At 62.0% G+C, this 23624-nt stretch carries 23 protein-coding genes and 1 pseudogene; 3 read left to right on the forward strand and 21 right to left on the reverse strand.

Annotated elements, in window-relative coordinates; all coding sequences use genetic code 11:
* Nucleotides 1-2: 2 nt before the first annotated feature.
* The 11 genes from V3C85_RS00825 to V3C85_RS00875 form a co-directional block, all read right to left on the reverse strand.
* Nucleotides 3-1985 carry an ATP-dependent nuclease gene (locus V3C85_RS00825; protein ID WP_331793140.1) on the reverse strand — a complete coding sequence of 661 codons (1983 nt, stop codon included), beginning with the start codon at nucleotides 1983-1985 and terminating at the stop codon, nucleotides 3-5.
* Between the two features lie 96 nt (nucleotides 1986-2081).
* On the reverse strand, nucleotides 2082-4046 hold the full coding sequence (locus V3C85_RS00830; protein ID WP_331793142.1) for a DUF3732 domain-containing protein: 1965 nt from the start codon (nucleotides 4044-4046) through the stop codon (nucleotides 2082-2084).
* A complete protein-coding gene (locus V3C85_RS00835) occupies nucleotides 4046-4546 on the reverse strand; it encodes a three component ABC system middle component (protein ID WP_331793144.1) in 501 nt (166 codons plus the stop codon). The genes V3C85_RS00830 and V3C85_RS00835 overlap by 1 nt, the downstream gene beginning before the upstream one ends.
* Complete coding sequence (locus V3C85_RS00840; protein ID WP_331793146.1) at nucleotides 4543-5721, reverse strand: ABC-three component system protein; 1179 nt, start codon at nucleotides 5719-5721, stop codon at nucleotides 4543-4545. Before V3C85_RS00840 ends, V3C85_RS00835 begins: the two co-directional genes overlap by 4 nt.
* A 261-nt stretch (nucleotides 5722-5982) precedes the next feature.
* Nucleotides 5983-7983: a type IV secretory system conjugative DNA transfer family protein gene (locus tag V3C85_RS00845; RefSeq protein WP_331793174.1), complete on the reverse strand. Its 2001-nt coding sequence runs from the start codon at nucleotides 7981-7983 to the stop codon at nucleotides 5983-5985.
* Nucleotides 7984-7991: 8 nt separating this feature from the next.
* Nucleotides 7992-10325, reverse strand: a complete 2334-nt coding sequence (locus V3C85_RS00850; protein ID WP_331793148.1) for a relaxase/mobilization nuclease domain-containing protein — start codon at nucleotides 10323-10325, stop codon at nucleotides 7992-7994.
* Nucleotides 10312-10893: a helix-turn-helix domain-containing protein gene (locus V3C85_RS00855; RefSeq protein WP_331793149.1), complete on the reverse strand. Its 582-nt coding sequence runs from the start codon at nucleotides 10891-10893 to the stop codon at nucleotides 10312-10314. Before V3C85_RS00855 ends, V3C85_RS00850 begins: the two co-directional genes overlap by 14 nt.
* Before the next feature lie 565 nt (nucleotides 10894-11458).
* On the reverse strand, nucleotides 11459-11839 hold the full coding sequence (locus V3C85_RS00860; protein WP_331793150.1) for a type II toxin-antitoxin system VapC family toxin: 381 nt from the start codon (nucleotides 11837-11839) through the stop codon (nucleotides 11459-11461).
* Nucleotides 11839-12051: an AbrB/MazE/SpoVT family DNA-binding domain-containing protein gene (locus V3C85_RS00865; protein WP_035714566.1), complete on the reverse strand. Its 213-nt coding sequence runs from the start codon at nucleotides 12049-12051 to the stop codon at nucleotides 11839-11841. Before V3C85_RS00865 ends, V3C85_RS00860 begins: the two co-directional genes overlap by 1 nt.
* Before the next feature lie 144 nt (nucleotides 12052-12195).
* Nucleotides 12196-13128 (reverse strand): DUF2493 domain-containing protein, encoded by a 933-nt coding sequence (locus V3C85_RS00870; RefSeq protein ID WP_331793152.1) that lies wholly within the window; start codon nucleotides 13126-13128, stop codon nucleotides 12196-12198.
* A 368-nt stretch (nucleotides 13129-13496) separates the two neighbouring features.
* Nucleotides 13497-14423 (reverse strand): DUF7146 domain-containing protein, encoded by a 927-nt coding sequence (locus tag V3C85_RS00875; protein WP_331793153.1) that lies wholly within the window; start codon nucleotides 14421-14423, stop codon nucleotides 13497-13499.
* A 76-nt stretch (nucleotides 14424-14499) separates the two neighbouring features.
* On the opposite strand from V3C85_RS00875, the gene V3C85_RS00880 reads away from it, so the two are divergent.
* The gene (locus V3C85_RS00880) at nucleotides 14500-15432 is read left to right on the forward strand and encodes an IS5 family transposase (protein WP_331793154.1); all 933 of its coding nucleotides are present in this window, start codon (nucleotides 14500-14502) and stop codon (nucleotides 15430-15432) included.
* A 197-nt stretch (nucleotides 15433-15629) separates the two neighbouring features.
* A complete protein-coding gene (locus V3C85_RS00885) occupies nucleotides 15630-17006 on the forward strand; it encodes a calcium-binding protein (protein WP_331793156.1) in 1377 nt (458 codons plus the stop codon).
* Nucleotides 17007-17111: 105 nt separating this feature from the next.
* Here the strand turns inward: V3C85_RS00885 and V3C85_RS00890 are convergent, their stop codons facing one another.
* From V3C85_RS00890 to V3C85_RS00935, 10 genes and pseudogenes are all read right to left on the reverse strand, one after another.
* Nucleotides 17112-17948: an alpha/beta hydrolase gene (locus V3C85_RS00890; RefSeq protein WP_331793158.1), complete on the reverse strand. Its 837-nt coding sequence runs from the start codon at nucleotides 17946-17948 to the stop codon at nucleotides 17112-17114.
* Nucleotides 17949-18049: 101 nt separating this feature from the next.
* A complete protein-coding gene (locus tag V3C85_RS00895; protein WP_331793160.1) occupies nucleotides 18050-18442 on the reverse strand; it encodes a hypothetical protein in 393 nt (130 codons plus the stop codon).
* A 214-nt stretch (nucleotides 18443-18656) separates the two neighbouring features.
* Complete coding sequence (gene mobQ / locus V3C85_RS00900; RefSeq protein ID WP_331793162.1) at nucleotides 18657-19829, reverse strand: MobQ family relaxase; 1173 nt, start codon at nucleotides 19827-19829, stop codon at nucleotides 18657-18659.
* A 662-nt stretch (nucleotides 19830-20491) separates the two neighbouring features.
* Nucleotides 20492-20743, reverse strand: a complete 252-nt coding sequence (locus V3C85_RS00905) for a type II toxin -antitoxin system TacA 1-like antitoxin (RefSeq protein WP_331793163.1) — start codon at nucleotides 20741-20743, stop codon at nucleotides 20492-20494.
* Nucleotides 20706-21407, reverse strand: coding sequence for an RES family NAD+ phosphorylase (locus tag V3C85_RS00910; RefSeq protein ID WP_331793164.1), 702 nt, complete (start codon nucleotides 21405-21407; stop codon nucleotides 20706-20708). Before V3C85_RS00910 ends, V3C85_RS00905 begins: the two co-directional genes overlap by 38 nt.
* Nucleotides 21404-21805, reverse strand: coding sequence for an MbcA/ParS/Xre antitoxin family protein (locus V3C85_RS00915; RefSeq protein ID WP_035714338.1), 402 nt, complete (start codon nucleotides 21803-21805; stop codon nucleotides 21404-21406). Before V3C85_RS00915 ends, V3C85_RS00910 begins: the two co-directional genes overlap by 4 nt.
* 58 nt (nucleotides 21806-21863) lie before the next feature.
* A complete protein-coding gene (locus tag V3C85_RS00920; protein WP_305964989.1) occupies nucleotides 21864-22508 on the reverse strand; it encodes an antitoxin of toxin-antitoxin stability system in 645 nt (214 codons plus the stop codon).
* A complete protein-coding gene (locus tag V3C85_RS00925) occupies nucleotides 22501-22920 on the reverse strand; it encodes a hypothetical protein (RefSeq protein WP_028030772.1) in 420 nt (139 codons plus the stop codon). Before V3C85_RS00925 ends, V3C85_RS00920 begins: the two co-directional genes overlap by 8 nt.
* Before the next feature lie 75 nt (nucleotides 22921-22995).
* The gene (locus V3C85_RS00930; RefSeq protein ID WP_035714343.1) at nucleotides 22996-23193 is read right to left on the reverse strand and encodes a hypothetical protein; all 198 of its coding nucleotides are present in this window, start codon (nucleotides 23191-23193) and stop codon (nucleotides 22996-22998) included.
* 1 nt (nucleotide 23194) lies between these two features.
* Nucleotides 23195-23500 (reverse strand): annotated as a pseudogene (locus tag V3C85_RS00935) (DUF6915 family protein); the annotation flags it as partial.
* Here V3C85_RS00935 and V3C85_RS00940 point away from each other — a divergent pair.
* Nucleotides 23432-23624, forward strand: a 193-nt coding sequence (locus V3C85_RS00940) for a hypothetical protein (protein ID WP_331793176.1), incomplete at its 3' end; no start/stop codon positions are given. The pseudogene V3C85_RS00935 and the gene V3C85_RS00940 overlap by 69 nt on opposite strands.

The raw sequence follows: 23624 nt of genomic DNA on the forward strand, positions 1-23624 counted from the left end.
GGCTAGTCCCGCCGCAATGATTTTGCGACGTGCCTGAGGACCTCGGCCAATACGGTCGGCATTTTCTCCACCAGGTCCTTTTTCGTGATGTGCGTCAGGGCCGCGAGGTGCGTCGCCGGCTTGCTGTTGGTGAGGAAGTGATAGCGATAGGCTGGCAGCAGTGCCGGATAGTCCTTAAACGGCCCCGTGTAGAGCGTAGTTCCTGGCCCCGCCGTCCCGAGCACGACCTCTGCCGCCTTATCGGCAGCCACTTTAGGCCCTCCGCCCTTGGGAATGGTCGACTTGTATGCGTCGGGGAATGCTCCGAGCATGGCGAGATCGAGATCAAGCGGTGCCGAGAAATAAACGCCATGCTGCTTGAGACTATTGACCCACGCCACGAGGTTCTTGCGGTCCTCCGCGTCTTGCCAAGTATGCATCTGGGCGAAGTCGGCATCAGGGAGAACGCCTTTGTCGATTTTCAGGAGTTCGGCCTTTGGCGCGCCAAACTCGATGAGCTTTTCGATTGCCGTCTTGACCCGCCCAAAGCCGCCGCCTTCGCGACCCAAATCGAGATCCAAGAGCGTTGCGTGCGGAATACCAAGCTGTTTCAAAAGACGCCAGAAATGTTGAACATGCCGACCGCCCAAGGGGACGATCGCGACGAAGGCGGGGTCGATCAGGAGATCGAGCGCTTCGGCAAGGCGAGGCAAAACGATCCGCTCTGAATCACCTTCGACCAGGAGGACGAACCGCGCGAAGTAGAGTTCGGGATAGGCCAGCATCGCGCCACGGACGAATTTGGCAGTCTCATCGATACCTGCCGGCATCTTGATCTTCTTGACCGTCGAAACACGCGTCTTCGAGTCACAGCGGCAGTAGCGAACCTCACGCGGATCGACGCGGCTTAGAACCGCCGGCGAATGACTTGTGACGATGGCCTGTGCGCCACCTGCGTCGGTCAATGAGCGAACTTGGCGAATGATCCGGGCGAGGAAATAGGGCGACAGGTGGTTTTCCGGCTCTTCCAGCGCAAAGAGCGTAAGCGCAGGAATACGTAGCGTGTCGTCGCGGAAGCCCTCGACCGTTCCGGAGACCACCTCGCGCTCCAGATCGAACACTGCTGCGGCCAGCGCAAAATAGAAGAGCGATTGCTGCCCGTCGCTGAGGGCATCTAGGCCGCGTTCCTGGCCATCCGGTCCCTGCTCGAAGATCACGGCAATCTTGCTGACCACGTCTTCGAAGCGGCGGCTGACCAGGCTGAGCCGCGGTTTCGTATCGACAACATCATCATGGAGGCCGGACCAGCGCTTTTGCAGGGCTCTGCCGATAGCAGCGATTGCTGGCTCGTCCTCGAAGGCTCCCGCCAGATTCTCGGAAGCCTCCTCGACCGTCTCTGTGGTTTCGGATGACCATTCGATAGCCCGAAGCAAACGGGCAGCGAGTGCGCCTGTGGTCGCCTTGATCTGGGCAGCCGCATCCCGGCTGGCGGGCGTATAATAGAGTTGAACCAAACCACGATCCGCTGCCGAGACTGGGTGGCATTTGTCCTCGTCCGGATCGTCGTCGAGCGTATCGACCCAGAATAAGTCTTGGGAAACCTCGCCTTCGACCGTGCCGTCATCTTCCCATCGCGCTTCGAGACGCAGGCGGCAGACCGGAGCATCACCTGCTCTCGCAATCTGCATGTGTCGAAACGACGGTGCTATCGTTTCTGGCGTTGCTGTTCCGTCAGCCAGCTCGGGCAAACCGATCAGCACGTCAATGAACAGATCCTTCGGTTCACGGCCTTCGGGATCGTCATCTGCCCCAAGATGGAAATCAGATCGCTGAACGGTGCGCTGCGCACGGGACACGCCGAACAGCTTCGCCAAGGCATGAAGCAGCGCCGTCTTGCCTGCTGCGTTCGGACCAACGACAGCCGTGATCTCGGATGCGATCGGCACGGTTATGGGGTCGGGACCGAAACAGCGGAAGCCGGACAGGGTTACGGATTCGATACGCACAGGCTTCCTTCCATCAGGCTGCAGTAGGGTTCGGGTCGGTTCCTTCGCTCAAGATGGCGAGATATCGCCGGATGACCAATGCGCCCGGGGCGGAATTTAGGAGACAGCGCTTGCTATCCAAGCCAACGGTACGAGCTTTTCACCACCGCGCCATTCGTCGACCAAGTGAATGTTATCAATCCCATTCCAGACGTCCTGGGCGGCATGGTCAAGCAAAACCACTTGGAGTCGACCCTTTGCAAGAACCGTCTCCGCGCTGACCGCCGCGAAGACCTTTCTAACTGCTTCGATGTCTTCATCGCGCCACTCGCCCGCGTCAACATCCTCCGAATGAACTCCCTTCGGGAAGTAAACTTGGCTTGGCTGGTCGTAGATCAAGAACCCAGGCACCGGGTGTGCTGGCGTTCTCAGAAAGAACCTCTGAAGAGCAAGGGAAACGGAAACGTGGTAGGCGAGCCAGTTGGCGCCACTACCGATTTCCCAAAGGTAATCATCGCGTGTTCCGTGAACAATCTTAATGGTAAGATCGGGCACCACAATCTTGATAGGCGCGTCGGGCCACTCGGCGTCTAGCTTCGGGATGATCTGACCGGCAATGTTTTCGATCGTCGCGAGTGACGACTGCATTACTTGGCGAATTAGCTGCTCTGAGACTATTGCCCTTAACGGTGTAATCCGGCCCTTCAGGGCGTCTATTTCCCCTCTGAGCTCCGAGTCTTCGCCTGACTTCTCGTACAACTTTAGTGCCTGCTCGAGCCGACCGAGATAGCGCTCAACTTGGTCGGCGCGGTAGATTTCCGCTCTGGCCGCCTCGGAACGGCGCTCCAAATCAGCAATCTGGGCTCGTAAGGCACCAAGCCGCGCCAAGCTTTCTTCTGCTTGGGCGCGCAGTCTGTGCTGCTCTTTATCCATCTTGTCGCTGACCGTCGTTCGGGAGCGGATCTCGAGTTCAAGCCCGTCGAGTGCCTCGCAGAGCTTGTCCAAGTGATCCTTGCCTTCCGGCGCGATCGCTTCCAATGGAGCGCGACCTTCCTGACCCAGCTGCCTCAGCCAGTCCGAGATCGCTAACCTGTCGCGTTGGATATGCAGGGCGGACCCATAGCTCTTGCTGCTTTCGAGCAGTCGATTGATTTCCATCAGCCGCTGTCGGAGCCGAGACAGCGTCGCTGACTCGGCGCCCTCGAGTGACCGCAGCTCTTCAAGTTCTGTTATCGTCGCCTCGATCGTCGTCATGGTTGGGCGCGCAGCCCGGTAGTTGCTTTGCGAAAGCGTTCGAAGCGCGCCCAACATCTCCATCCACTCCGAGGGTGAAGGTGTGTCGATTTGGATAAGCCCAAATTCCCGGCCTTGTTGAAGCCAGACTTGAGCCTCGCTCATCCAAACTCGAACCGCGGAGTTCACATCGCTGAGCGCAGCCTCTCTCTGCCGGAGAAGGCGCTCCAGCCGCTCCAATTCCCATCTTGCCGCCAGCGTCTCCTGAGTTACAGCATTGAGAATATAAGGAAAAATTGCCTTTAGCTTTTCCCTGTGCTCTGTAGTGTCAGCCTTAAAGAACAGGACGTCGGGGTTCGCGATGATGTTCTGCGGCTGGAAGGTGAACGCCATAAGATCGCGGAAACTTGTCCGATCACCTGCATAGCCCTCGGAGTTCGGTTCCATGCCTAAATTTGACAGACCGGATAGCCGGTTCAAAAGCGCGCGAATCTGATCCGTATTTGAGTTCTTGGCCTCGATACGGTGCGGAATAACGATGCTCTCGCCTTCTGCGAAGTACATATCGCCGGTCTGCTTCTGGTCGCCCGGCTCTCGGCGAGCAAGCAGCTTCTCACCTTCAACTGTGCTAATAACGACACCGAACCACTCACAGCTCTCGCGTATTGTACCTACCGGGATAGCACATTTATTTGAGCACAGGCAGTAGTCTATGATTGGAATGACTGCTGATTTGCCTGTCTTTGAGGCACCGCTGATTACATTGACCTTTCCAGGTGCAAACTCAATCACCCGGGGATCAAAGTTACCCCGCGGCCAGAGAACAAGTTTGAGAATTTGAAACTGCATTACGCGACCACCTTCAAAGCATGGAAAACTTCAGAAGTCTTCAAAGCCGAAAACCAAATGCCAAGCCTTTCTGCTCCTTTCGCTTGTGCCTTGACTCGCTCACTTAGCGGGGGATCGGCAACTGGGATTGCCCGCATTCTTGCAGTCTCGTATTCAATTGCCAATATCCCGGCGCGTTCTCCAAACGCCAGTGAGTTGAGGCTAAGTCTCTTGAGTGCAACACACCGCTCATGGACCGCAAATAATTCCTCGCGCCTCTCTGATAGCTTTTCGCAAAACTTTCCGAGGCCTGAACGCGCTTGTGTTCCAACGATTATGTCGAGAGTTGGTCGATGAAGGCAGAGCGGGAGTACTAGGAATGCAAGGAGCAAGTCGGGAGGCTCAGCTGTGATGTGCGCCTGGAATGATCGTCCGTACTTCCAGATGAGCATCGCCCCGAGGGACGGATTTTGTACCCGCTCAATTTCGCTAAGGTAATAATTGCCACGTTCCAGCGTCATGTGGCTTCGCTATCCAGCAATTTGTCGAAGTCTGGGTGCCAGCCGATTTCGCGCCGATCAGAAAGAGCGTTGAGACTTCCCGACATGAAGTGCTCCGGTACGACTCTTGCTTCCAGCGCTATCGACGAAGACTGGCAGCATCTTGAGTACAACAGGCGTCCCTGCTCCTTCTCGCTGAGGCTCTTGTTTACCAGCCCGACTTCGGTCTTCAGGTTCTGGTGGCGCCTGAGAAGAGCACTGTCGTACTCATTCATGCTACCCTCGAAAACTAGCCCCTCCTCAGCCCAACGAGTGCGATCCCCTGTGGTACGAAGAAAATCACTGGCGGCCCGTGTTTTCTCATCGATGTTCGCATCTACGAGATCAAGCTGTCTGATAAAGCAGGGCGATTCCGAGATCGTTGACTCGATAACCTCATCTGTGGGTGCGTCAGCCAGCGAATGCAGAAAACGCTCAGAGTCATGCGCAGAAATAAACGCGCGAAACCGTTTCCTGAACGCTGAAGCACTGATCACAGGAGGCGCGCCGCTTCTCATTGCCTCGTCGATTAACTTCAGAGCATCTCCAATACCGTAGCGAACTGCCGCCTCCTGCATTTCCTTGCGCACTAGAGCGTCTAGATGCGCGAGTATTGGTGAAATGGGATCACTATCACTATTGACGAGAACGAAGTTACGTATGAGAAGCCGCCGCAAAACTGGGTCTGCACCAAGTACCTTAAGAAGGTACGGTTCGCACTCCGGTGCCGATGAGAGCTTGCCTCTCTTCTTTACGATGTCCGCAATCGCCGCATCTATTTCATTGTCGGTTTTGAGGTCACTTAGCCTCCCGGAAAATCCATGGTTCTTCTGAGGAACGACATACAGCTGGAGGCTCGTGCTCTCAGGACTGATGAATCCAGATTTCGAATTATCTATCCAGTTTGCTATCGTTTTCCAGAAGTCTACCGACCAGTTGGAGGTAGGGTTACCGGTCAGGGCGCTCTTACACTGCTCCGCGAGCAAAACTTTGTCGCCAGCGTGTACCGAAATGTCGTCGGCGTATTCAAGGCCGACATAGGAGTCACTGGGACAAGTCAGCAAATGGAAGAAAAGCCGCACCGGCTGCAGGGCGTATCCGAGATACTGTCCTGCAGCGCTTCCTTTGGCCTTCTTCAAAGTTGCCAGGTCGCTCAAAGCTAGGTCGCTCGCTCCAAAGTGTTCAAGATCATGGTGGATCAAATGCCAGTGTTACATAAACGCGAAGGGCGTGTGAACCGTCTCGTCAAAGTCTCCGCCGTTGGTTTTCGTTGCCGCGGACATCGGCTTTCCGCCCTCAAGCCTGGCAGGCCGCCACCCCGCCGACCGACCACTTTCTTGGTTTGACTATGACGGCCATGCCGCGCCGCGGTATGTCTGCAAACCGCCCATTGCGACTCTCTAACCATGCCTGCCACCCTATCGAGCACCCAGCTTATCGCCATCCCCCTCCCGCAACATCGCTTCCATCTCGTCCAAGCCATCGACAGCGGAGCGCATCTGCGCTTCATCAGCGTCGGTCACAGCCTCAGCATCCGCGACCGCGCCCCCAAAATCCATCTCCATCTGGCGCTGTTCCTGGGCGATGACGGCTTGAACGACGGGCGCGGTCTTCTTCTTGGCGAGGTGGGTTTGCCCTGACGGTCGCTCACCAGCAGGTTGACGTGCCCTCTCCACATCCGCTTCTTCGCCGCGGGACCCATTCGACGGCGGTGTCATCGGCATGGCTCGAACGCTCAGCGGCAAGTTCCCCTGCTGCCCCCCGCCCCCGGGCTTCGGAAACGGCAACTCCCCCGTCTGCGCCGCGTGGATCGCCTTGAAGAGCCGGTCGTCGAAATACTGGATCCGCTTCGCCCGGACAGGCATCTGCGCATCGATCACCATGACGATCTCGTCCAGCGGCAGACGGCGCGCTTCATCTTCGGGCAGTAGCGAGCTTTCTTCGGTCCGGGTGGACTGGCTGCGGCCCTCGAAGGGGTTCTTGCCGATGGACTGAGAGCGAGTGACCACGGTCTTCGTGGTCTTGCCGACCGCCTTGCTCAACTCCTCGACCGTCTTCTCATCCGATGGCGTCAGGTAGAGCTTCACGCCCGCGTTGCCCTGCAGGGCGCGGCGGGTGTTCTCGCCGTAGATTTCATCGAGGGCAGGGATGGTCTGGGTGACGATGGCGAGGTGGCCGCGGTAGGTGCGCAAGGTTTCGATGCTCTCAACCACGATAGGCATTTTTCCGAGGCGGTTGAACTCGTCGAGCATGATCATCACGGGCCAGGGCTCGTCGGGCCCGGGATCCTTCTCCTGCATGGCCGACAGCAGATCGGAGAAGAAGAGCCGGATCAGCGGCGCAAGAGGTTTCACCATCAGCGGCTGGACCACGAGATAGACGGAAAAGGGCTTCTTGCGGCTCGTCCGGAAATCAAAGTCCGACACCGCCGTCGCCTCATCGATGGCCGGGTTCTGCCATTGATCGAGCCCCGAGGTCATCAGAAGCGAGACGTAAGACGTCAGCGTGTCGTTGTTGGTTGAGGCTAGCCGGGTGAAGATCAGCTTGGCGGCCCTGTTGTCGACCTCGTGACCCCGCGCGAAATATTCCTTCTGCTTGTTCCCGCCCGAGGCGGCGATGCGATAGATCTCGCCTAGGGTCGGGCGCTTGCGCTGGAAGGCCAGAAGCCCCGCCGCCACGAAGAGATCGATCCCGCCTTTGAGGAGGCCCTGCACCCGGTCGTTGTCGCTTTGCAGGAAGAGCGTCGCGAGGAGCTGCAATTCCATCTGCTGGCGCGCGGCGTCCTTCAGTTGATAGATGCGCAGGAGCGGGTTGTAGCGATGCGTCCGCATGCCCTCCCAATCGGTGGGAGCAAAACGATAGACCTTGTCGCCCTGAGCAGCGCGGTGCCGCGCCGTGGCCTCGAAACACTCCCCCTTCACATCGAGCGTCACGACGGAGCCCTGCCAGGTCAGCAGGTTCGGGATGACGAACCCCGAGGTCTTGCCGCGGCCCGTGGGTGCAACGATCAGCGCATGGGGGAAGACCTTCGAGCAGATGTAATTGGCGCGTGAGCCCGGCGGTCCAAGCTTGCCGAGGATGAACCCGGTGCCCGGTGCCCCGAAAAATCCGTTCGCCTTCATCTCGCGGGCAGACTGCCAATGGGTCTGGCCAAAGCGCGTGAGCGCCGATCCCGAAAGGGCAAGACTCAGCATCAGGCCTGCGGCCGCAAAGCCGCCGATGATGAGGTGAATGAGCTGGGCATCCTCGGGGCGCTGATCCAGCAATGAGGCATAGTTCTGCGCGATATAGGCAAAGTCGATCTCGGCCCCGAAGCCGAAGTTCTGATAGGTCAGCACGGCCGAGGCGATGGCATAGCCCATGGCCGCCGTCACCAGCGTCACCAGAAACGCACCCGTGGCGATCCGTGCCTTGCCCATCGCGGCGCTCAATGGACCTGGCCCCGCTCGGTCTCGCCGTCCACGTCCGTTGCGCGGTGCCGTTCGTATTCGGTGTCGGCCAGATCATCGACCACCTGGCGCAGGGCCTCAGTATTGGCCGTCGCGGCATCGGACTGCAGATAGACCTTGGCGACATAGAGCCGGTCCAGCCGGTCCTCGAGAACCTTGTCGAGCGCATCCGCATCGCCGGATGTGAGACGGCTCAGTTCGCGGTCATTCAGAACCCGCGCGATCTCCGTCCGGAAAGCCTGCCGATCCGCTTCGGTCTCGAAGGGGGCGGACAATTCCCCGGCCCGCTCATGCTCCAGCACGCTTCGGATATTCTGCGGAATGTCGACTTTCGGGGCAGTGTTCGCATCGGCGTTATTTGGGCCGATGTCGCGGGTTGAGGATGCAGCGGTGGCGAGGCTGTCTCGCGCGTCATTGGCCAACCGGACGGTGTTGATCGCCCGCGTGTCATGCGCCTCGACGACAGAGGCGTAGGTGGCCCCAAGCCCTCGGGCAAGGTGATCAGGCATATCCGGATAGCGGCTGCGGAATTCCTCCGCCACGGCATCCGCGATCTGGGTTCGGGAGCCGCGCGTCGCCATGATCGCGTCCACGTCCTTCGTGATGGCCGCGGCGCGCAGGTCATCCGTGATCTCCTCCCGGTAAGGCTGCGTCCGGTCGATCACATCCCCGGGCTTTGCCAGCAATTCCGGACGCCGCGCGAGATACTCCCGCTGCTCAAGCTCGATCCGACGTTCCGCCCGATTGGTGACCTCCCAGTCCCGCGCCTCGACCTGTTCGTAACTCAGACCCTCGGACCGCATGTCGGCCAGGATCGTCGCCTCCATGCTGCGGACCGCCTCGGCATGATAGTGAAACCTTTCCATGGTGGTTTCGTCTTCCATGATACCGTCCTTCACGAGCACGCCTTCGCGTTCCAACAGGGTCCCGAGCTTCACATGCGCATCGTTCAGGATGTCCCGTGCGGTCTCGAGATCGGCGCGGCGCTCGAGGTTGAGATCCCGCGCCTCGGCCACCTTGGAGAGATCCGCGGCGATCCATTGATGCTCCAGCGCCGCGTTCGGGGCGCCCGCCTGGATACGCGCCACGACCTCGGAGGTGCTGATCCCGGTCCCGCGCAGGGCAGTGTCGATCTGCGATCGCACGCGCGGCTCGGCCAGCCGATCCAGCTCTCCCTTCCGGATGTTGACCTCCGAATAGACCCCGCCGTCCGAGGGCGGCTCGATCAGCGAATTCGAGCGCAGCCCGAGCGGTTGCATGTGCTGGACCTGCCTCTGGATCGCGTTGAGGCTCTTCTCGAAGGCGGGCCGGTCCGCATCGGGTTTCTCGGCGATCATGCGCTGAACCCGCCCGAGCTTCTCGGCATAGAGGCTTCTCAGGTCCTCGAACGACTGCTCTTCAGCCATGTAGATATCTCCCGCTCGCTCCACCTGCCCGCCCCGGGCCAGGACCTCGCCCGCCCGGAAGAGCGCATCGGCGATGTCCTCGCGGGCTTCCCGGGAGGCCTCCACCGCAAGCGCATGGTAGATGGTTCTGGTATTGGCGATCTCGGCCAGCGTCCGCGTCAGGTCCTCGCCCACGCGGTGGCGCTCGCGCGGCGCGCGGCCTTCCTCTTTGGCGGCGTAGACCTCGCTTGTGCGGGCCGGGTAATGCACGACCCCGCGATCCACCCGGCGCGTGGCTTCCAGCCGCACGCCGTACTTCTCTGCCTCCTCGACCATGGCGAGGCGGAAATCGTCATAGTTGAAGCGATGGTTGCGCCCGAGGAAGAAGAACTCGCCTTCCTGAGACCGACGGTTCAACACCAGATGCGCATGCGGGTGATCGCGGTCCTCATGTACCGCGATGATGTAGTCGAAATGCCCCGCGTCGGTTTGGAAGAACCGCTCGGCCACAGCCGTCGCGATGTCGCGCACATCCTCGCCGCGCGTGCCGATGGGGAAGGACATGAGCATATGGGTGGTCTGTCCGAGCTTGGGCTTGAAGCCCGCATCCCACCGCTTGGCAAAGCGCTCGGTCAGGTCCTTGATGTCACCCGCCTCGAGCTTCGCCTTGCCATCCAGGAAGCCGCTTGAGTCCACGATATGGGTGGACTTGGTGGTGAGGTAGTCGAGCTGGCTCATCAGCTGCGACCTGGTATGCGTGCCGCCGCTCCGGATCGCCTTGAAGACCGCCGGCCGGTGCCCCGCCGCCGCGCGCATGAGCTGGGTCTGCTTGGACACGTGCAGCCCTTGCATCGAGCCACGGACGCGGCTCCAGCCATCCCGGAAGACCTCGCCCGTGACGGCATGGACGGCATCATTCAGCCGCATGCGCGAACTCCCGCAGCGCGGCCGTGGCCTCGAGCTGCATCGCAGTGCGACGACGTCTGATCGCCAAATCGATCTCGTCGGCGGCATCGAGGATGAACCGCGCCAGCCCGCGCATCTGCGCAAGCCGCAGTTCCGAAAACTCCGGGCCAGCCCCCTGCCCTTGCCTGTTGGCCAGCGTCATCTGCTTGGCGATCTGCGCAACCCCGTTGCCGACCTCGTGCAGCGAGGCGCGGGTGCGCGCCATCTCGGCCGCCAACTGCGCGTCCGGAACGAACACCCCACCTGCCGCCTGGATCAGCCGCCGCAGGCCCTCGGCTCGGCTCTCGATCCCGGCGGAGGCCAGCACCGCGTCGAGGGCTGCGAGCTCTGCAGTGGTCACCTTCACACTGACAGCGGAGACCGGGATCGCGGCATCTGCCTGGCGCTCGGCATCGGCTTTCAGAACGTAGCGCACGGCCCGCGCCGTCACCCCGAACTGTGCCGCCAGATCGGTCGTCGACACACCCTCCGCGGCCTCGCGGACGATCTGCATCTTCTCCATCTCTGTCAGGCGCTTTGCTCGGGACATGCGGAAGAAAGACCCCCTATTTCCTGCCACCTTCCACCAAGGCTGCCCCCACCTTACGTTTGTATAATTGACGGGTCAACAATATACTTGCGTAAGGTGGGGGCAGCCTTGGTGTCCGTTTCCCCCGCGGCCTGCAAGGGCGCGGGGGTCTCCCCACTCTCACAAGAACGGCCCGCTCTTCGGTCCGCCGCCCCTTGGCCCTTGAGGGACGAACGCGGTCATGGCTCGTGTGAGCTATAGAAACGGGTTCTATCGCTCATGTGCTGAAACCGGACGCAAGCCGCCTGGCCGGAGTCCAGCAATGACCGCGCAGCCGGCGACCCTCTCGAGCGGCGGTTCCTCCCGACGCCCGGCGAGATCCTCGGCACCGTCCGCGATGGCACTGGCGACGCGGGCGACCGCCTGCGCATCGACAGCCCGGGATCTGCGGGATCTCGTCGAGATGGCAGCGCTGAGCAGAACTGGTGCGCGGCAGCATCCGGGGTACGGGCTACGGCTGTCGGCCAGATGACTACGGGAAGGTGCGGGTCGCTGATGTGGAGCCAGCGTGATGGAGCGGCTGATCTCAGCCGTTCGTCTTCGGCATGAAGTCCACGCCTGGCAGCCCCTCAAAATGCGCGTCGCAGGTCAGGAGCGTCGCGCCCCGGGCCCGCGCAGTGGCAAAGATGATCGCATCGGCGGTCGCAAGTTTGTGCGTGCGGCAGGCGTCAGCCCCCGCGAGCGCGATCTCGGTGTCCAGCGGGACAACCTGACAGACCTGGGTGAAGGCGATCACCTGATCCGCCTTGTCCTCGCCGACTTCCCGGGTCAGCCACTTCGCAAGTTCCAGCTGGACCATGGTTGGCACCAGCCAGTCGGCCTGCTGCGGCAAGCGCGCTGAGAGGCGCTCCGCGGTCGGCGACCCGATCAGCCATTCGATCCAGGCGGAGGTGTCGACCAGGACCATCAGAAACGATCGGTCCGATCACGATAGTCCGTCGCGGCAGCACCGCGAGCCAGGCCCTTCAAGGCGTCGCGCTTGGGGACGGGAACCAGGAGGACACCCGTGCCCTTCGGGATGAAGGCAAAGGTGAGACCCGCCTCCCAGTGCTGGGCCGTGCGGATCGCCTTGGGGATCGAGATCTGGAACTTCGACGACAGTGTGGCTGTCTCGGACATTGTCGTACCTTTCCTTGAACGATGCCGCAAACGTAAGAGTACGTCCCCAGAGAGTCAAGCCAGCGTTGCTGACGGGACGCGCTCCTGAAGCAGCGGGCGACTGCCGTGACGGGACTGCCTTCCCCGAGGAAAGAGTAAGGGGGCTTATGCCCCCTTCTCGAACTTCATGACCGGGATGCCGAGCTTCTTGGCCTTGTCGGCGAGGTTCTCCTGGATACCAGTGCCCGGGAAGACGAGGACACCCACGGGCAGCACGTCCAGCATCGCGTCGTTGCGCTTGAAGGGAGCGGCTTTGGCATGCTTGGTCCAATCAGGCTTGAAGGCCACCTGCGTCACGCCCCGGGCTTCGGCCCATTTGGCGGCGATGAGTTCCGCGCCCTTCGGGCTTCCACCGTGCAAGAGCACCATATCGGGATACTTGGTAAGGACCTGGTCGAGCTTGCCCCAGATCAGGCGGTGGTCGTTGAAGTCGGTCCCGCCGGTGAGGGCGACCTTGGGGCCTGCGGGCAGCATCACCTCCGTCTCCGCGCGGCGCTTGGCGGCCAGGAAGTCGCGGCTGTCGATCAGCGCTGCGGTTATGTGCTGGCGGTTCACCATCGAGCCGGTGCGAGGCCGCCAGGCGGAGCCTGTGTGATGGACGAACTCCGTGGCGGCGTGATCGCGCATCATATCCATGCAGTTCCGACGTTCGATCAGCGTCAGGCCTTCGGCCGTCAGGCGCTCGAGCTCGGTGGATTTCACCTCGGAGCCGTCCTGCTCGCGCTGGAGGCGGCGCTGCGCCTGCTCGTTCTCATCAAGCGACCGCTCGATCCGGGCCGTGGCGCGGTGGAAGAGGTTGACCTGGCCCCAGAGCACTTCTTCGAGGTCGGGTTCCATGCGGGTGTCTTCCAGGGTCGCGACGAGGGCATCGAAGATGTCGGCGACGGCGACCGCGAGGCGCTGCCCATCGGGCATCGGGCGCGGATCGGGTTCGTCAAAGGGGCGGTAGCCATAGAGCTGCAGCTCGTCGAGCGCATGGGCGGTCTGGGATGCGGTGTGGGCGGGTTCATAGGCGTCATCGTGGGTGTGGATCGTCATCGGTTTCTTGCCTCCGGGCCTGTCTCGTCCGCGCGACAACCCGCGCGGCCTTCATGGGCTGCGAAAGCCGTCACGGGGGACGCCCCTTCACCCCCTTTCGGGGCCGGAACGCATGTGGAGGAGGACGGGGGGCGGCTGATTTGCTTCGCGATGCAAAGGCGGGGCTCGTCCCCGCCGGCGGAAATCAGTCGCTCGCCGTCCTTGAAGGGGCGGCCCCTTTGACGGCCGCCTGCCCATCTCTTGAAGGCCGCGCGGGTGACGGGTGGATGAGATTTACCCGGGAAGAGGCGAAGGCGACGATCCACAGCCATGACAGGGATCCCTGACCCCTGCCCCGCACTCCCGGGCCGCCCCATACGCGATGCAAATCAGCCGGACAGGCGATGCCGATCCTCTGGCCCGATCTGATCCGCCAGATGCTGGCGAAGCGCCTCCTTGCCGTTCGCCCGGAGATCATCGTTGAAATCCCCGAGCCGGGGTTCCAGCACCCGTACGGCAATCCCGGCATCAAGGGCTCTGGCGCTCAACCTCTCAGCCGCGCGCTGCCCAGCCGGATCGCGGTCGATGGCGATGTAGAGGCGCTGCACCCCCTCCGGTAGCAGGACCGCCCCAAGGTGACCGGACGAGAGCGCCGCCCAGACGGGAAGGCCGGGCACTGCCTCGACCAAGGACAGCATGGTTTCGATGCCTTCGCCGACCACGAGGATGTCGTCATGCGGAGTCAGCCTGACAGCATTGCCGAGGAGGTGACCCATGGCACGCCGCTGCGTCTCGACAGCCGCCTTCCCCTGTCCGTCAGGTGCCAGCCAGGTGCGATGCACGCCCTGCAAGGCCCCTGCGCCATCGGTGACCGCCGCGATCAACGCCGGTCTGGGCAGGCTCCGGGTCTGGCCCTCATCCCGATGCCAGCACTTCGGGTGGAAGCGCAGGGCGCTCATCATGCCGCCTCGGGTCAGGCCCCGGGAGCGGAGGTAGGTGTCGGCAAGCGTGCCAGCGACCGGCACCGAGGCTGCAAACAAACGCGCCGCCGCCGCTGGCGTGCCACCTGAGGCTTTGGCCTTCTTCGGCGCAGGTGCATCCGGGAGGACCGGCTGCGGACGGCCCAGATGCGCCCGGGCTTCAGCCAGAAGATCGGGAAAGCGCGAGATCCCGGTTCGCTCGCGAATGATGTCGAGGAGATCGCCATGTTCGCCCGTGGCGCCATCGGTGAACTTGCCGGCCGCGCCCGGCCCTGAGGCGGGTCCAGTCAGCCGCACAAAGAGCGACCGGCCGGGGTTGTTCTGCAGATCGCCCACGATCCAGTAGGACGGCTCTGTTGCACAAATCCTGTGAGGGATTCATCTCGTGAATCCAGCGTGGTAGCTGCGAGGCATGAGCAGACCGACACCCCCGACCTACAAGACCCGGAACTGGCCAGCGTATAACGAAGCGCTCAAGCGCCGCGGCTCGCTGACGATCTGGTTCGATCCCGCCATGACCTGGGAAGCAAAGCCGACTGGCAAGCGAGGGCGGCAGCCCGCCTACGGCGATGCGGCGATCCAGACCTGCCTCACAATAAAGGTTCTTTTCGGCATGGCGCTCAGACAAACCACGGGGTTCGTCGAGAGCCTGCTTCGGCTGATGGGTCTGGACTGGGCGGTGCCCGACTTCAGCACGCTGTCGCGTCGCCAGAAGACGCTGAAGGTGAACATCCCCTACCGCGGCTCGGACGGCCCGCTGCACCTGCTGGTCGACAGCACCGGGATCAAGGTCGAGGGCGAAGGGGAATGGAACGCCCGCAAGCATGGCGGCACGAAGCGGCGCGTCTGGCGCAAGATCCACATCGGGATCGACGAGAAATCCTTGGAAATCCGGGCCGCCGAGTTCACCACCAGTGACGTGGGCGACGCCCCCATGCTGCCCGAGCTGCTGGACCAGATCCCGCCCGAGCAGGAGATCGCCACTGTCACCGCCGACGGCGCCTTCGACACCCGCAAATGCCACGACGCCATTGCGGCCCGTGGCGCCGCCGCCATCATTCCGCCCCGCAAGAGCGCCAAGCCCTGGAAGCCGGACACCCCGGGTGCTGTCGCGCGCAACGAGATCCTTCGGACATCAAAGCGCGTCGGTCGAACGATCTGGCGACGATGGAGCGGATACCACCGCCGAAGCCGGGTCGAAACCAAGATGCACTGTGTCAAGATGCTCGGTCAGCGCCTCTCCGCACGCGACTTCGACCGTCAGGTCGCGGAGTTCCAGGTGCGTGTCGCCGTCTTGAACGGCTTCACCGCGCTCGGCACCCCCATCACGGAAGTCACAGGATAAGTCTGTCCGGGGAAAGGGGAACTCCGGCCCTCAGCCGATTTGTGCAACAGAGCCACCCAGAAGCCAAAGTGCTTCCGACCCTTTGGGGCTATGGGCAAATCTCTTCGACTTGGGTCGCATATTCCGAAAGTGAGGCGCTCAGAACCAGCGCAAAGAACCTTGTATCGCTTGTGTCATCGGGGAACATCACACAGTTCATGCAGGACTTTGAAGGCTTCATGCTTCAGTGGGCCGGCGTGAGTGCTGTCGACCCGGCCAGCCGGGGCACCTATATCGACGGTCGGCATATGGCATTCCTCGACAAAGTCTATGGCACCACTTACGTGCAGCTTTCAGGGACAAATGCTGGCACGAACAACCCGGGACCCTCTGCCTCTGCAGCCCTTGAGGAAACCTATTCGATCTTTGTCGAACAACTGGCCGCGCGCTTCATGGTGCAGGCGGTTGCGGCTGCGGGCAGGCTTGGTGTCGAGACGCTGGACGAACTGACACTGTCGATTACTGGCCACCCGCTCGGCGCGCTGGTCACACTGATGGAAGGCTATTCGCCACAAGACCGGGCGATGGACAGCAATCTGGCCTCTGTCCTCAAAGGGCTGGATCGTGACATTTCAGCGGGAAAGCTCGATTCCGGCACTGCTGTCAATGTCCTCCACATGCTGCGCCATGATCTGGCGATGTCCGGTACAAGCTACGAGACCCGTGTGGTCGAGGGTCTTGTCTCTGCCGGCATCGACCTTTCATCGGCCTTCGGCGCGCAGTTGATGGAAAATATCAACTTCACAGCGCTGATAAGCGGCGCAGCCGACGATACCATCCTCGCTTCGGCGGCAAGGCAGGTTCTGTTCGGCGGCGCTGGCTCGGATACCATAACCGGACATTCCGAAGGGTCGATTTTCGTGGGCGGCACCGGGCATGACAGCCTTGTCGGTGGCACAAAGGCTGATACATATTTCTATTCCGCGGGCGATGGCAATGACACGATCCGCGACCATTCCTACAGCAGCAGCACGAATGACCGGCTGGTGCTGCAAGGGCTTGCGGCAGGGGATGTGAGCTTCGCTCAGAACGCGGGCAAAGACCTGGTGATTACCCTTGCCAATGGCGAGACGGTGACCATCACCGATCACTTCGACGGATCCAACTACGACATGGAGCTGATCGAGTTCTCAGACGGCACAGTGCTGAACGCCCAAGGTATCCGCGACAAGACTGTCGCCGACATGAAGGCACCAGGGGCCACCGTACTCGGATCAGAATTCGCCGAGACCTATGTACATGCCATGGGAGACGGCTCCTACACGATCCGCGATTACAGTGTCAGGAGTGGTATCGTTGACCAGCTGATTTTTGCTGATGCACTGTCAGCAGAAGCCGTTATCCAGCGGCGCGCGAGTGATCCGAACGATGTCGTCATTTCGTTCGCGAATGGTGACCACATCCTGCTGGATGATGAGGTGCGCTCCAACAAATACTATGGGGTTGAGACCATTCTCTTTGCGGACGGAGTATCGTTGTCACGCGCTGATCTTATGTCTGCCGCGATCGCCGCGGACTCTCTCATCTTTGGCTGAGAGGAAACGACAAGGGGCTTGGACCGCCGAGCCCCATTTTCGAAAGGTGTTCGCAAAAAACTGACACAGCTGTATTGCTGACCGGCAAGCACATAGCCAATTGCCTCAGTCTTTTCGCCTAGACGAGACATCCGCAAACCAGCGCCATGCGTTTTCGGCAATACGTGGGCCGATCTCGTAAAACCAGTGGGTGTGCTCGGGTATGACCAAGAGCTCGGTCGGGTGTCCGTGGTAGGCCATCGTTTCTCCGCTCATGCGCGCCGCCTCGACCGGGAAGATGTGATCCTGGCTGCCGAGATACATCCTGAATGGAGCGTCTGTCCGGGCAGGCCTCAAGCGTGACGCTTCGACATAGCCACCATGTACGGCAGCTGCTTGCCAAAGGCCCGGCTCCGCCCGGTTCAGTACCTCTTGAGCCATGCCGGCACCATCCGAATGGCCGAAAAGGAATATGCCTTCTGCAGCCAGCCCGTGCGTGACCGCCGCAGCGCGCGCGGCCACACTGATGAAATCGCGGTCCGCGGCATCACGCGACCAAGTGTTGCCTCTCGCATTCGGCGCAACCAGAAGCAAACCATGTTGGCGCGCCGTGGCCCCCCACATCTCCAGGAGAGAAAGGCCATTGCGGCCTGCACCGTGCAGAAGGACGACGATTGCCCTGGGCGGCGTGTCTGTGGGAGCGAGCTCGTACCAACTGCGCCCGAACGGCCAAAGACCGGTTTCATGCTGAGTAGCCGCAGCGATAATCGCGCTGGACGGTGAATAGGCAGGATCCCGGGGTGTGTTTGGCTGCATGCCGCGTAAGTCGCGGTGTACGAATGGTGCGGGGGGTAAAGCCGTCAACTCTGTTGTGGTCGGCGCGCGATCATCGCCGTTCAAACTGGCCAGAAGTGCAATCACCACGCAGGCCAACACTAAGACAAAAGGAGTATACTTGGTCATGCAAACTCATGCTTCTTGTGGACAAGCAGACGCAAGAATGTCGTTCCGTCACTCTCCGATTTTCGAGGAGGCATTCACTGAAAGCCAAGGCATGTGCAAATTCAGATACCCCCTAGGTATTTGCACCCGAAACGCCGTTCAAGTTCTCGAGCTGCTTCACGGCGGAGAGCGTCTGCTGTTGCATTGGTCTTTTCCAACTCGGGTATGACCTCGGAAGGGGTTCTGTTCGGGAACATACTCGCCGACATGGCCACAGCCTGCTGTTGCGAGATTTCCAGAAGGTTCTCCTCGAAAAATGCGTGAGCGGAACGAGCGTTAGCCTCGGAAGCTTCCCGAGTTTCCATCTGTTCGCACCGGTATGACATGACGCTCCTACTGTCGATCGTGGGATAGGAGAACTCTGCAGCAGAGAACGAAAGCACCTCGGAAGACACTGCAGCACCGAGCAACAATACTCCAACACCAGCAACAAGAACTGCCCATTTCGTAATCACGATTCACCCTTTATATTTATGGAACTAGGAAAGATGTTCTTGGCTAAGGACTTTGGCGGAAATTGGGCGATTCGGCCGTCAGTCAGTTCCGGCACCCCCGAAACATCAACCTCGTGCTGAGCGCGTCACGCATCGTATGCACCCCGCTAAGAATGGGGGGATTACCCTTCCAGCCCCTCAAAATGCGCTGAAGGGGCATCGCACCTCGTTTTTCCTACAGCTCCCAACCCAAATCCCTGTCTCGTTCGCGCTGCCGTTCCAACTCAAGCTGTCTCGCACGCACACGCTCTTCCTCCAGCTCGTGCTGGTCCTTTTGGCGCGGTTCTGGCGTGCCACGCCCAAGCACTTGGTTGAGTCGGTCGCGGATCGTGTCCGCTCCGGCTTTATGGTCGGTGCCATCCGCCCCCAGATCACGCCCGGCAATTCGCGCGAGGCGCTGCTTGATCTCGTCCTGGTCCAGCTCCTTCGCCTGCCGCCCTGCGACGGCGCGCAATGCCGCCAACCCGGCGCTGACATGGCCATGGCCCTCTTCGCGCGCCTCGGTCCAGGCATCACGCGCCAGCTCCAGCCGCTCACGCATTTCGGCGAACAAGGCCCTGGCCTGACGGGTCGCATGCACCCGCGCCCCCCGCTGGGTCAGCGGTTCATAGTCGCGGCCCTCAGCCTCGGCGGCGAATTTCTCCCGGCGCTCGATGGCATTGGCGGCGGGGCCAAGCTTCAGCTCCGGCTCACGGTCCAGCTCCTCGGCCTTCAGCACATCGCCCAATGACAGCGCCTCTTCACGCTGCACCTCCAATGACCGATGATCGACGCGCTCCTCCTGCCCCGCCAGCTCAAGGGCGCGGTTCTGCAACTCGGCCCAATAGCCGCGCATGGCCTCGATCTCCGGCCCGCCGGTGCTGGCCGCGTCAAGAATGCGGGTCTTGTCGGTCAGCCCCTCGGTGGACAAGACGCGGGTGGTGGTCAGAATATGGGCGTGATGATTGCGCTGATCACCTTCGCGGTGCGGGGCATGGATCGCCACGTCTGCCGCCACCCCGTAGCGCTCGACCAGCTGCTGCGCGAACGCCCGCGCGATGTCGATCCGCGCGGCGTCCGATATCTCGGACGGAAGGGCCAGCTCCCATTCGCGGGCGGTCACCGAATTGGACCTGGTCTCCCGCGCCTCGGCGGCGTTCCACAGCGCCGCCCGGTCCTGCACCCAATCGGGGGCACCCTCGGGGGCGAGAATGAAACAGGCCTCGACCCCACGCTTGGCGGTGTAGTCGTGCATGCGGCCCTCCCGGTCGCACGCGATGACGGAAGCCGACCGATAGGCCGCCGCCGCCGTGGCCGACCGCCCGGCGCTGCGTTTGATCGTCTTGACCGAGAGGTGGTAGCTGGCCATGGCCGCGCCCTACCGATCCGGCGACGGGCAAAGGCAGGCGGACTGCCAATCAGGCAAACTGCCAGACAGGCAAACGGCCAAGCGGTCAGCCTGCCATCCGGGCAGACAGGTCAAAGCGCAAACAGGCAGACATGCAGCCACGCCGACAGGCGGGCGGCCATGCTGCCGGTGACGCGCGGTGCCATCGCCAGGATGGGCCACGGTTTGCCGGACAAGCGCAGCGCGGCAAACCCGATCCGGCAGGGCACCCCCAAAGTGGGGAGCCCGGAACCGGATCGCCCGCTGGTGCGGGCGACCTCGTGGAACTGCCCCGCTCTCGGGGCCAGTTCCAAAGAGGGCGACAGGGACAGCGGGGCGCAATCCAACCGCGAAGGTTGGCCAGGAAGGGTTCGGGAAGGCGGGACGCGCTTCCTGATCCGGCGCAACAAGCGCCGGACTGGGGACGCCGTCGGCGGGGGGCCTTGCCCCCGGAGAGACCGCACGCAAATCTCGGAAGCGCCGCAGGCGGTGGAGAGTTTGCATAAGTGCGCCCTTAGGGGCGCCGATTTCTGCTTAGTGTTGCGGTCGGCTCCCGAACTGAACGAACTGCGCAGTTTTTCGGATTGGGGACTGCCTGAAGAGGCGCTACTGGCGTAGCGATTCAGTGCGAAGGAAGACGCCCGTCAGCCAACCTTCAGGGCCGTAGCGCCTATATCAGCAAGGAACTCCCTCCGCCTACGAAATGCTGCCCGTAACGCTTCCGTCGGTGAGGGCGGAGAGTCCAAAACCTCAAAGAATGCCTGATGGTCGCATGGCTTCAAGCTTGTGACGTCCGCGCTGTTGTCGTTTGCAGGCTTCATTTCTTCGGACCTCCAAGGGCGCTTTCGCTGTAACGCGTCAGCCGACAGCCGTAACCGAGTAGTGCGGCGTCCCATCCCAAACAAGATCCCAGGATGCGCCCGGCCGGACGTTCTGGATGGCGTGGGGCTCGAAGCAGACCAAGCAATTCCCACCCGGCGCAGGAGCCCGGACCGAGGGATAGATCAGGCCCCGCGATCCAGCCCGACGGAGATGTTGGGCCAGGCTTTGGCCCTCGGGATAGCCGACAGCCGGATCCGTATGCAGTGCGGGATGGCCCGGCTCGTCGGTCATGTCGTCGAAGACGCCGATGAAGTCAGCCAGCAGTTCCACATAGCGAGCGCTGTCATGGAAGCTGCCGGTAAAGCCTAGTTCGCGCGTGCGGTGCCAGGCCACTTCGCTGACGGACACCATCACGTCCCATGCGCAATACCACGCGCCGCGCTCCTCGGTGTTGAAGCGGTTTCCGCCGACGCGGGTGTAGGTGAAGGCGGCGTTGACATGACTGTCGCCGTAGATGCGCAGATCGCGGCTGCGGCGCTGCCAGGCAAGCTCGCGCGGGTCCAGATGCGGGTTGCGGCCACGTTCCGCCAGAAGACGGCCGCTGGTCAGACCCTCGATTTCGGCCAGGATCTCCATCTCGTCATCGGTATCGACGAGACCCCGCAAGGACGCTGGCTTGTGGTAGGTGGCGGGCAGAAGACGAACGAGACCGCGATCAGAAACCTCGGTCTGCTTCATGCCCCACCACGCAACGCATCAAGATAGGTCCGCACCGCGAGGATCTGCGGCAAGCCCCCGTCGATGGCGGTGTCAACCGGACGGCTGCCCCCGAACAGCGGGCCGGTGTTCGGACGGGTGAACCAGCTTCGCGCGAGCGGCTCGGAGAAGTAGAGTTCGAGCGACTTGTAAATACCGATCACCGCACTGAGCCGCAGAAGCTGATCCTTGGTCAGTTCCCCCGCGAAATCCGGCTTCTTGGCGCGCTTCCAGGTGCTCTCTGACATATCCGCAAGGCCAGCCGCTTCCTTGAGGCTGAGACCCCAAGCATCGGCCACGCGCGCATAGGCCTTCAACGCGACGGCGTTGATCTGTGCGGGTTCCCGGATTTTCTCAGCAACGTACATGGCGTCCTCCACTGGCCTGAATATAGATCATATGACCTCTTTGTAAAGATCAAATGAACTGCCCGCGCTCTCACCCGAACCGCCGCCCGGCTTCGGTGAAGGTGTACTCGTTCACGATGATCCCCTCCTCGATGGCCTCGTCCGAGGTGAGGTGGTCGTATTCGGCTTCAAGCTGCCGGTAGAGCCAGCGGGCCAGATCGCGCAGCGCCTCGGTCACGATCTCCTCCGCATCGTCGGTCGGCGACTGCCAGGTCGGGCTGTCGCGGGTGACGTCCACGGACATGGTGTATTCGTGGTAGTAGCGGCCACGGTGGCTGGCCTCGGCGGCCAGCTGGTAAAAATTGCGCCGCTGGAGGGCCTGCAGCCGGTCGGCGATGCTGTGCAAGGTTGCGTCCTGTGGCGCGTAATCCCGGATGTGCGCGGCCGCGCCCTTGGCGTGGGACCAATAGCCCTCGAAGCAGGCTCCGTCGCCCTGGCTCCAGAAGCCGGAGAACCAGATGCTGGGCTTGGCCCGCGTCCCGCCGCCCATCAGGCGGACGGGGGTGGTCTTCAGCCGGATGCCGAGGATTTCGCAGACCCGCTCGAAATCCTCGTAGACCGCGTCCCACCAATCGTCGTGGGGGCCAAGCTCGCGATACCAGCTGCGGGCCTTTTCCTTGGCGGCATCTGAAAGTTCTGGGAACTGGTAGACGGTGGTGCAGATGAGCTCAGGCATCGATGTCCTCCCCGTTGAGAGCCGCGGCCAGCCATTCGTGACTGCTGGTCCAGCCGAAGGATTTCCGCGCACCGAGATCGATGACATGCGCGCCGCCGCCGAAGGCGTCGAGGCGCGGCCGGGAGCAGGTCAGGGCGTACTGGAACCCCCAGAGGCCGGCGAGGTCGATCTCTTCCGCAAGGCGCAACACGAAGCGGATGACGGCTTCGACATCGCCGTGGTCGTCGTCATGGATCCAGATGGCGCTGCCCTCGGGCGCGTCCTGGAGCACGAGATCAAAGCCTGCGACCTCCGGGTCGTCTGCGTCCTGATCTGCGGCGCGAAGTTCCTGGAACAGCGCGAGCGCGCGGGCAGCCTTGTCGGGGGTGCCGACATCGAGCAGGCACGAGAAATGGGTGAAGTAATCCGCCATGGGGACCTCCTGAATGGGAAAGACCCGGCCGAGAGGCCGGGCACTCGATTGGGATGAAGGGGTGGTCGGGGGCGATTAGCCTGTGGAACTGTCGCCCGCCGCCTGTCGCGCGGCATGGGCGCAGAGCATCTGCCGATAGAAGCGCTTGCGCGCGGCCCGGAAGCCGCGAACGGCGCGCGTGTCGGGGTGCAGCGCCCGGACCGCTGCCCGAAGGACGGCGAAGGGCGAAGCCGTCGCTGGCACGCCGAGGCGCTGATAGGCTGGATCGGTCATCTCAGGTGACCTCGACCACGGACGAGGCGAGATGAGGATCGACCAGGGCCTCGATCCGAGCGGTCCGGCCCATCCACGGCTCTGGCCGGATGGCCTTTATCCAATCGGCGAAGCTTGGGATGAAGCCGAGGTCTTCCTTCACATGCTGCTCGCCGACCCATCGGGTCGGGATGATGCGCCCGGTCGAGAGGGTGAGGGTCGGCCCGAAGATCGTCTCGGCCATGAAGATGCCCTCGGCATGGTGGCGCAAGGCCCGGTGCCGGAAGTCGGCCGTGATCTCCTTGCTCTGGTCGATTATGTGGACAGCATGCCGCCGGTGGCGTTTTGCCCTATGCTGGCTGTTACGAGCCGCAGAATCACCGAGGCGCATATGTTCAAACTGAGAAGCGCCGACGGCGGCACCACCATTCTTGTGACCGATATGGACGGCA

This window comes from Pseudotabrizicola sp. L79 (genome assembly GCF_036553525.1).
In the GTDB taxonomy this organism is placed as follows: Bacteria; Pseudomonadota; Alphaproteobacteria; order Rhodobacterales; family Rhodobacteraceae; genus Pseudotabrizicola.

Bases quoted from the DNA above. Each gene is read 5' to 3' on its own strand.
- V3C85_RS00890 (WP_331793158.1), bottom strand. From the start codon at position 17,948: ATGACCAAGTATACTCCTTTTGTCTTAGTGTTGGCCTGCGTGGTGATT.
- V3C85_RS00855 (WP_331793149.1), bottom strand. From the start codon at position 10,893: ATGTCCCGAGCAAAGCGCCTGACAGAGATGGAGAAGATGCAGATCGTC.
- V3C85_RS00870 (WP_331793152.1), bottom strand. From the start codon at position 13,128: ATGACGATCCACACCCACGATGACGCCTATGAACCCGCCCACACCGCA.
- V3C85_RS00930 (WP_035714343.1), bottom strand. From the start codon at position 23,193: ATGACCGATCCAGCCTATCAGCGCCTCGGCGTGCCAGCGACGGCTTCG.
- V3C85_RS00920 (WP_305964989.1), bottom strand. From the start codon at position 22,508: ATGCCTGAGCTCATCTGCACCACCGTCTACCAGTTCCCAGAACTTTCA.
- V3C85_RS00880 (WP_331793154.1), top strand. From the start codon at position 14,500: ATGAGCAGACCGACACCCCCGACCTACAAGACCCGGAACTGGCCAGCG.
- mobQ (WP_331793162.1), bottom strand. From the start codon at position 19,829: ATGGCCAGCTACCACCTCTCGGTCAAGACGATCAAACGCAGCGCCGGG.
- V3C85_RS00925 (WP_028030772.1), bottom strand. From the start codon at position 22,920: ATGGCGGATTACTTCACCCATTTCTCGTGCCTGCTCGATGTCGGCACC.
- V3C85_RS00830 (WP_331793142.1), bottom strand. From the start codon at position 4,046: ATGCAGTTTCAAATTCTCAAACTTGTTCTCTGGCCGCGGGGTAACTTT.
- V3C85_RS00865 (WP_035714566.1), bottom strand. From the start codon at position 12,051: ATGTCCGAGACAGCCACACTGTCGTCGAAGTTCCAGATCTCGATCCCC.
- V3C85_RS00910 (WP_331793164.1), bottom strand. From the start codon at position 21,407: ATGAAGCAGACCGAGGTTTCTGATCGCGGTCTCGTTCGTCTTCTGCCC.
- V3C85_RS00835 (WP_331793144.1), bottom strand. From the start codon at position 4,546: ATGACGCTGGAACGTGGCAATTATTACCTTAGCGAAATTGAGCGGGTA.
- V3C85_RS00885 (WP_331793156.1), top strand. From the start codon at position 15,630: ATGCAGGACTTTGAAGGCTTCATGCTTCAGTGGGCCGGCGTGAGTGCT.
- V3C85_RS00905 (WP_331793163.1), bottom strand. From the start codon at position 20,743: ATGGGACGCCGCACTACTCGGTTACGGCTGTCGGCTGACGCGTTACAG.
- V3C85_RS00845 (WP_331793174.1), bottom strand. From the start codon at position 7,983: ATGGGCAAGGCACGGATCGCCACGGGTGCGTTTCTGGTGACGCTGGTG.
- V3C85_RS00850 (WP_331793148.1), bottom strand. From the start codon at position 10,325: ATGCGGCTGAATGATGCCGTCCATGCCGTCACGGGCGAGGTCTTCCGG.
- V3C85_RS00860 (WP_331793150.1), bottom strand. From the start codon at position 11,839: ATGGTCCTGGTCGACACCTCCGCCTGGATCGAATGGCTGATCGGGTCG.